Genomic DNA, 7,996 nt, shown 5'->3' on the forward strand with positions numbered 1-7,996 from the left:
AACAGGGGACGCGGCGTCGCGGGGCTGGGGGGCACGCGGCTCGCGTCATCGCTCCCATCCATCGCCGCGCGATGGATGGGTACCCCGGCTTGCCGGTCGCCATCCAGCACCTCCGGTGACTGCCCGCGTCGCTGTGCGTTGCCCACGCACCAGCCTTGCTTCTTGATCCATACGCCTGTTGCCAGGCGCTCTTACCAGGCGTGGCCCAGCCGGGACGAAGGTACTCCCCGCTCCGCGAACGTCCCGCGCAGAGTGCCTGTTCGTCACCGTCGTGAACTTCTGTCGCTGATACCGTTCGGGGCGGTGGGACCTGGGGTAGGGCCCTGGCTGTCGAGGAACAGCCGACCAGCCGGGGTGGCGGGGACTCACGTACGACACATCGTGACTGCGACAGATCGTGACTGCGACCTGGCCAGCCGGGCCTGTCCTTGATTACTCTCGCCCGCGACAGGTAGTCATGACATGTGGTCAGCCACGGATATGTAGTCAGGTGTGCCGGACTGCTGTGCACGGCAGCTACCCATACACAGATACGCAGGCGTATTAGGAGGCTGGCGTGGTAACTCCCGTATCCGAGGTCGTGATTGACCCGACCGATTTTGATCAGATCCGGGAACTGGCTCAGCAGCTGCGGGTCGACTCGGTCCGATCGTCGACATCCGCCGGTTCGGGCCACCCGACATCGTCGATGTCAGCCGCGGATGTGATGGCGGTTCTGCTCGGCCGGCACCTGCGGTATGACTGGGACAAGCCGGACGATCCGGCCAACGATCACCTGATCTTCTCCAAAGGGCACGCATCCCCGCTGCTGTACGCGATGTTCAAGGCTGTCGGCGTGGTCTCTGATCACGAGCTGATGACCGGATACCGCCGTTTCGGTCACCGCCTGCAGGGCCACCCGACGCCGATCCTGCCATGGGTTGACGTGGCAACCGGCTCGCTCGGGCAGGGCCTGCCGGACGCGGTCGGGGTGGCACTCGCCGGCCGGCTTCTTGACCGGCTTCCCTATCGGGTGTGGGTGCTGTGCGGCGACAGCGAGATGGCTGAGGGCTCGATCTGGGAGGCCTTGGACAAGGCGGCCTACTACCAGCTGTCGAATCTGACAGCGGTCGTGGATGTCAACCGTCTCGGCCAGCGCGGTTCGACCGAGCTCGGCTGGGATCTTGATGCCTACGCCCGCCGGGCTGAGGCGTTCGGCTGCCAGGCGCTCACCGTCGACGGGCATGACATCGCCGCGATTGACAAGGTCCTGACCGAGGCCGCCGAATCCGACCGGCCGGTGGTCGTGTTCGCCCGCACTCGCAAGGGGGAGGGTTTTTCGGAGATCGTCGATGCCGACGGATGGCACGGCAAGGCCCTGCCGCCCGATATGGCCGAGCGCGCGATCGCCGCACTCGGTGGCGAACGCAACCTGCGCGTGCGGGGGCCGGTGCCGTCGGCGTCCATCCGGCGGCCGGCGCAACCCGCGCCGGTCGCTGTTGAGCTGCCGGTCTACCCTCTCGGCGCGAAGGTCGCCCCCCGGAAGGCATACGGCGAGGCGCTCGCCGCGCTCGGCGCGCGGCCAGCGGTGGTCGCCCTGGACGCCGAGGTCAGCAACTCCACCCATGCCGAGGACTTCGCCAAGGTCCACCCGGACCGGTTCTTCGAGATGTTCATCGCTGAGCAGCAACTTGTCGCCACGGCGGTGGGGCTGTCGGTACGTGGTTACATTCCATTCGCTTCCACGTTCGCCGCGTTCTTCTCGCGCGCCTATGACTTCATCCGGATGGCCGCGATCTCGCAGGCGAACATCCGGCTGGCGGGATCGCACGCGGGTGTGGAGATCGGTGCGGACGGTCCGTCGCAGATGGCGCTGGAGGACCTCGCGATGATGCGGGCGGTGCACGGTTCGACCGTGCTGTACCCGAGTGACGCGACCAGCGCCGCCAAGCTCGTTGAGATCATGGCGGATGTGGACGGAGTCAGCTACCTGCGTACGACTCGTGGCGCCTATCCGGTGCTCTACGGGGCGGGCGAGTCCTTCACCGTCGGAGGTTCGAAGATCCAGCGCCAGTCGGACGCGGATGCCGTCACCCTGATCGGCGCGGGAGTCACCCTGCACCATTGCCTGGAGGCCGCGGACATGCTCGCGGGCGAGGGCGTCCCAGCACGGGTGATCGACCTCTACTCGGTCAAGCCGGTGGACGAGGCTGCTCTGGTGGCCGCCGCGCGGGCGACCGACGGCCGGTTCGTGGTGGTCGAGGATCACTACCCCGAGGGCGGCCTCGGCAGCGCGGTGCTGGAGACGCTCGCCGCGGCCGATGTGCCGGTGCGTCTGCGCCATCTGGCTGTTCGCGAACTACCGGGGTCGGGCACACCGACCGAGCTGCTGGACGCGGCGGGAATCTCGGCGAGCCACATCGCGGCGGCGGCCCGCGCGCTGCTGCGCTGATCTCCACTCCACAGCGCTGGGTCTTCCCGACGGCACCGCGGCGCGTTGGAGCACCACGAGGCTCCCCCGCTACCGGTATCCAGGTAGCGGGGGAGCCTCGTTCGTCCTGTACTGCCTGGTCAGTCGTCGGAGCTGCTGGGAGCCGGCGCTCCACCGAACATCATGTCGCACATCGTCAGGTAGAGCCGGTCCGGCCGGGGCAGAAACTGGATTTTTGACAGGGCCTGGTCCTGCCCGGCCGATTCAACGATGAACTCGCCATACCCGAGAAGCCGACCCATTGGGTCTCGGTTGTAGGTGAGATCTGTCACTTTTTCCAGCGGCATGGTCTGCACCTTGCGGAAAAAGATGCCCGAGACCTTCATGAGGCGTTTGTCAGTGATCATCAGGTGGTCGACATGCCAGTCGGCGACCCGCCACAACATGCGCAAGATCATGAAGAGGGCGAACCACCAGGGGAGTGAGGCGATGCCCCCGCCGACTTTCAGCCCGTCGAGCAGGACCGTGAGCAGGACCGCGAGCACGATGGAGCCCAGCGTCTGCAAGAAGATGGGCAGCATGATGGCCCAGTGCATGCGGACCATCATGACCAGCCGCTCACGGGTGGCGAGGTACTTGTCGTCCCTGGCAGTGGGGTCGGGAATCCTGATTCTCACCAAGGTCGCCGCCACCGTCTCCTGGATTGCACCGGCAGTTCGCGCCGTGTCACAGAACTGTGTCGGTCACGAAGTTGGACAAGCCGTGTCCAGCAGATTGTAGGCCGTCGATAGCTCGATTGATGATGCTCGCCGCACTTTCAGGGGCGGTGACAACGAAAAAGATGACAAACGCGATGAGACCGTATCTGACGATCTTGTCCACGGCGGGCCTCCGGGCCGAAGTTGGGACGGCTGACCACAAAGTATCGCCGCTTCGCACCCCGGACGTGTGGAAATCGTGCCTATACGCTCGGCGCCGTGGCCGGTGAGTGGTACGAAGCGTCCGACGTGGTCCGTTGGGGCGAGGAGCGTCAGAAGAGTACACCCGACGATCGAACCTGGTTCGAGCGGGACCGCGCGCGTGTCCTGCACTCCAGCGCACTGCGCCGGCTGGCCGGCAAGACACAGGTCGTCGGCCCGCTCGACGACGACTTCCCGCGTACCCGGCTCACCCATTCGCTGGAGACCGCGCAGGTCGGCCGGGGACTGGCCCGTTCCCTCGGCGCGGATCCGGACCTGGTCGACGCCGCCTGCCTCGCGCATGACATCGGGCATCCTCCGTTCGGTCACAACGGCGAGGCCGCGCTTGACGCCGCTGCCCGTGCCTGTGGGGGTTTCGAGGGCAACGCCCAGAGCCTGCGTGAGCTCACCCGTCTCGAGGTCAAGATCGTGGATGTGCACGGGCGCGAAGCCGGGCTGAACCTCACCCGCGCCACCCTCGACGCGGCCCTGAAATACCCGTGGCCGAAGCGGGGCGATACGCCCAAGTTCGGTGTCTACGCCGACGACATGGCGATTTTCAACTGGGTCCGCGACGGCGCGCCAGCTGGCCGGCGATGCATGGAGGCGCAGCTCATGGACTGGGCCGATGACGTTGCGTACAGCGCGCACGATCTGGAGGACGGTGTCGTCGCGGGTCTGATCGACCTGGGCCGGCTGGCGGATCCCGGGCAGCGGGCCGATCTCGTGGCCTCGACCGCGGCCCGCTATCCCGCGGCGCCCGAGGCCGCGCTTGACGAGGCCTTGGAGCGCCTGCGGCGGCAGCCCTGGTGGGTCGCGGGCCCGGTGAGCACGCCGGCGGCGCTGCGCGCGGTGCGGACGATGACCAGCGAGCTGATCGCGCGGCTGTGCGTCGCCGCGGTCGCGGCCACCCGCCGGCTGCACGGCGAGCGTGCGCTCCGCCGCTACCACGCGGACCTGATCCTGCCCGCCACGACGGTCGCCGAGTGCTGCCTGCTCAAAGGGGTGACCGCGCGCTTCGTCATGGACCGCCGCGACGCGCATGACCGGCAGCGGCGGCAGCGCGAGGTCATCGCGGAGCTGCTCGCGCTGCTCGTCGTGCGGGCGCCGGAGGCACTCGACCCGCTGCTGCGCCCGGCCTGGTCCGCCGCCGCCGATGACGCCGCCCGCCTGCGGGTCGTCGTCGACCAGGTGGCCCGTCTGACGGACGCGAGCGCCGTCCGGCGGCACGCTCAGCTGACTGGCCGTTCCTGGCCGGTGACCCTGTGACAGCAGGTGGTGCCGCCCTGGTGACGGCCGGCCCCGTGACGCGGCTCCTGGCCCGCGTTGCCGTACCCGGCGGAGATGACCGTTGCTGTTTGCGCACCGCGTGCTTGGAAGATCGGCACTCTGGCGCGCTGACAAGTATCATCACGGGGGAAAGGGCGGACCCGCGGGGGCGGTGGCAAGCCGGTGGCATCAGCTGAGGGGCGGCGGCCCCGGTGTGACGCCGGTACCCCGCCCGGGATGCAGGGAGGGACGTGTGGCCGGACGCATCCGCGACGCAGACGTCGCTGCCGTGCGTGACCGCTCACCGATTGCGGACATCATCGGTGACTATGTGCAGCTGCGTCCCGTCGCTAGTGGTCAGCTGCGCGGCCTGTGCCCGTTTCACGATGAGAAGACCCCGTCGTTCAATGTTCGTCCACAGGTCGGTGCCTATCACTGTTTCGGGTGTGGCGTCGGCGGCGATGTGATCGCGTTTGTCCGGGCGATCGATGCCCTGTCGTTCCCGGAGGCGGTGGAACGCCTGGCCCGCCGTGCTGGGGTTACTCTCAGCTATGAAGGCGGTGGGGTGACCAGCCGCGTGGTCACCAGCCAGCGCCAGCGGCTCCTTGACGCACACCGGGCGGCGGCGGAGTTCTACACCGAGCGGCTGGCATCGACTGAGGCCCGTGAAGGCTGGGAGTTTCTCGCGGCGCGGGGCTTCGATCAGGAAGCGGCGTCGCGGTTCGGCGTCGGCTATGCGCCAGCGGGCTGGGACACCCTGACCCGTCACCTCATGGGCCGGCACTTCACCGCCGCGGAGCTCGTCCTCGGCGGCCTGGCGAAACAGAGCAGCCGCGGGAGACTGATCGACAGGTTTCACCGAAGGCTGGTGTGGCCGATCCGTGATCTCGCGGGAGACGTCGTCGGCTTCGGCGCCCGTCGGCTCGCCGCCGACGATCCCGGGCCCAAGTACCTCAACACCCCTGAGAGCCCGCTGTTCAAGAAGGCCAGCCTGCTCTATGGCGCGGACCTCGCCCGGCGTGAGATCGCGCGGCGGTATCAGGTTGTGGTCGTCGAGGGTTACACCGACGTGATGGCCTGTCATCTCGCCGGCGTGCCGACCGCGGTCGCCTCCTGCGGCACCGCGTTCGGCAGTGAGCACGTGACGGTGTTGCGGCGGCTGCTGATGGACCAGAGCGAACACCGCGGTGAGGTCGTGTTCACGTTCGACGGTGACGAGGCCGGCCGCAAGGCCGCCATCCGTGCCTTCGAGTTCGAGGAGCGGTTCGTCACCCAGACCTTTGTGGCGGTCGAACCGTCCGGGCTGGACCCGTGCGATCTGCGGATGGCGCGGGGCGACGGGGCTGTTCGTGATCTTGTCGCCGGCCGTCTCCCGCTGGTGGAGTTCGCGATCCGCGGGAAGCTGGCCGAGTTCAACCTCGACACGACCGAAGGGCGGCTGGCGGCGCTGGACGCGTCCGCACCACTGATTAACAGGCTGAAAGACCGGGGCCTGCGGCACCGTTATGCGGTTAACCTTGACAACTGGCTTGGTTTTCTGGACGAGGAGTTCGTGGTGCGGCGGGTCGCTGAGCACTCCGCACGTGTCAACGGGGGTGCCGCGTCCCGTGCCGGCTCCGCCCGCCCGGCGCTGTTGCGCCCACGCGACGCCACCGCGGATGACGCGGTCGTGGCGGTCGAACGGGAGGTGCTCAAGGTCGCGCTCCAGTATCCCGGCCTGGCCGGCCCCGCCTTCGACACGTTGCCGGCCGAGTTGTTCACGGTTCCCGCGCATCGCGCTGTCCGTACGGCCATGATGACGGCCGGTGGTGTATACGCTGGGCTGTCAGCGGCTGGTGATGTCGCGGGCTGGGTTTCCCTGGTGGCCACGGCGGCCGGGGAGGACGAGCTCCGGCGGTTGGTCACCGGGCTTGCCGTCGAAGCCGTGTTCTGCGACCGCGATGTCGACGACAGGTACGTCGATGAGCAGCTGTCACGTATACAGGAGTTGCATGTGACCCGTCGTATCACGGAGCTGAAGTCGCGTGTGCAGCGGCTCAACCCCGTGACCGACGCCGAGACGTTCAAGCACGCATATGGTGAGCTGATCGCCTTGGAACAGCACAAGCGCCAACTCCGGGAACGGGGCCTGGGTGCCGCGTAACCTGGGTCGATCCCGAGAAGGAAGTGACGAGATTCCGCCCATGAGCAGTCCAGCCGTCCTACCGCGCGAGGCCCAGGTGGACGAGGTCAAGGACCTCATCACCAGGGGCAAGGAGATCGGTTTCCTCACCACTGAGGACGTCACGGTCGCATTGCAGGCGGCCGAGCTGCCGCCGGAGCAGACCGACGCCGTTCTGCAGGTCCTCAACGACGAGGGCATCGAGATCCTCGAGGCGGGTGGAGAGGACGCCGACGAGGCCGACCTGCTCGCCCGGCGTCGCCGTGAGGAGGAGGAACTGGCGCTCAAGGCGCCGACCTCCGATCCGGTCCGCATGTATCTCAAGGAGATCGGCAAGGTTCCGCTGCTGACCGCGGAGGAGGAGGTCGACCTCGCCAAGCGTATCGAGGCTGGTCTGTTTGCCTCCGAGAAGATCGCGGCAGCCACCCGCAAGACCTCTCCGCAGATGCGTCGCGATCTTGAGGCGATTGAACGTGATGGCCAGGTTGCCAAGCGTAAGCTTGTAGAGGCGAACCTGCGTCTTGTCGTGTCGATCGCCAAGCGCTATGTGGGCCGCGGCATGCTGTTCCTGGATCTCATCCAGGAGGGCAACCTCGGTCTGATCCGCGCTGTGGAGAAGTTCGACTACACCAAGGGCTACAAGTTCTCCACCTACGCCACCTGGTGGATCCGCCAGGCGATCACCCGCGCTATCGCCGACCAGGCCCGCACCATCCGCATCCCGGTGCACATGGTCGAGACGATCAACAAGCTGATCCGCATCCAGCGGCAGCTGCTGCAGGACCTCGGGCGCGAGCCGAGCCCCGAGGAGATCGCCAAGGAGATGGACCTCACACCCGACAAGGTGCGTGAGATCCTCAAGGTCTCCCAGGAGCCGGTGTCGCTGGAGACTCCGATCGGTGAGGAGGAGGACTCCCACCTCGGTGACTTCATCGAGGACTGCGACGCGGTCGTACCGGTGGACGCGGCCAGCTTCATCCTGTTGCAGGAGCAGCTTGACTCGGTCCTGCACACCCTCTCCGACCGGGAGAAGAAGGTCATTCAGCTGCGCTTCGGGCTGACCGACGGGCATCCGCGCACGCTGGAGGAGGTCGGCCGGGAGTTCGGGGTCACCCGTGAACGGATCCGGCAGATCGAGTCGAAGACACTGTCCAAGCTCCGCCACCCGTCCCGCTCCCAGAAACTCCGCGACTACCT

6 protein-coding genes are annotated in these 7,996 nt (G+C 67.4%); 4 read left to right on the plus strand and 2 right to left on the minus strand.

The genetic code is table 11. The features are described from left to right. Window positions 1–556 precede the first annotated feature (556 nt). Window positions 557–2,431: a transketolase gene (locus MJ783_RS03010; protein ID WP_239308368.1), complete on the plus strand. Its 1,875-nt coding sequence runs from the start codon at window positions 557–559 to the stop codon at window positions 2,429–2,431. Between the two features lie 119 nt (window positions 2,432–2,550). Here the strand turns inward: MJ783_RS03010 and MJ783_RS03015 are convergent, their stop codons facing one another. Then, complete coding sequence (locus tag MJ783_RS03015; protein ID WP_308127769.1) at window positions 2,551–3,090, minus strand: PH domain-containing protein; 540 nt, start codon at window positions 3,088–3,090, stop codon at window positions 2,551–2,553. A 46-nt stretch (window positions 3,091–3,136) separates the two neighbouring features. Further along, window positions 3,137–3,292, minus strand: coding sequence for a hypothetical protein (locus MJ783_RS03020; RefSeq protein WP_239308370.1), 156 nt, complete (start codon window positions 3,290–3,292; stop codon window positions 3,137–3,139). Window positions 3,293–3,387: 95 nt separating this feature from the next. Here MJ783_RS03020 and MJ783_RS03025 point away from each other — a divergent pair, with 95 nt between their 5' ends. From MJ783_RS03025 to MJ783_RS03035, 3 genes are all read left to right on the plus strand, one after another. After that, window positions 3,388–4,638, plus strand: a complete 1,251-nt coding sequence (locus MJ783_RS03025; RefSeq protein ID WP_239308371.1) for a deoxyguanosinetriphosphate triphosphohydrolase — start codon at window positions 3,388–3,390, stop codon at window positions 4,636–4,638. A gap of 253 nt (window positions 4,639–4,891) precedes the next feature. After that, the gene (gene dnaG / locus MJ783_RS03030; RefSeq protein WP_239308372.1) at window positions 4,892–6,781 is read left to right on the plus strand and encodes a DNA primase; all 1,890 of its coding nucleotides are present in this window, start codon (window positions 4,892–4,894) and stop codon (window positions 6,779–6,781) included. A 40-nt stretch (window positions 6,782–6,821) separates the two neighbouring features. After that, window positions 6,822–7,996: RNA polymerase sigma factor (locus MJ783_RS03035; protein WP_239308373.1), on the plus strand; the 1,175-nt coding region annotated here is incomplete at its 3' end.

The organism is Protofrankia sp. Cj3 (assembly GCF_917627355.1).
In the GTDB taxonomy this organism is placed as follows: domain Bacteria; phylum Actinomycetota; class Actinomycetes; order Frankiales; family Frankiaceae; genus Protofrankia.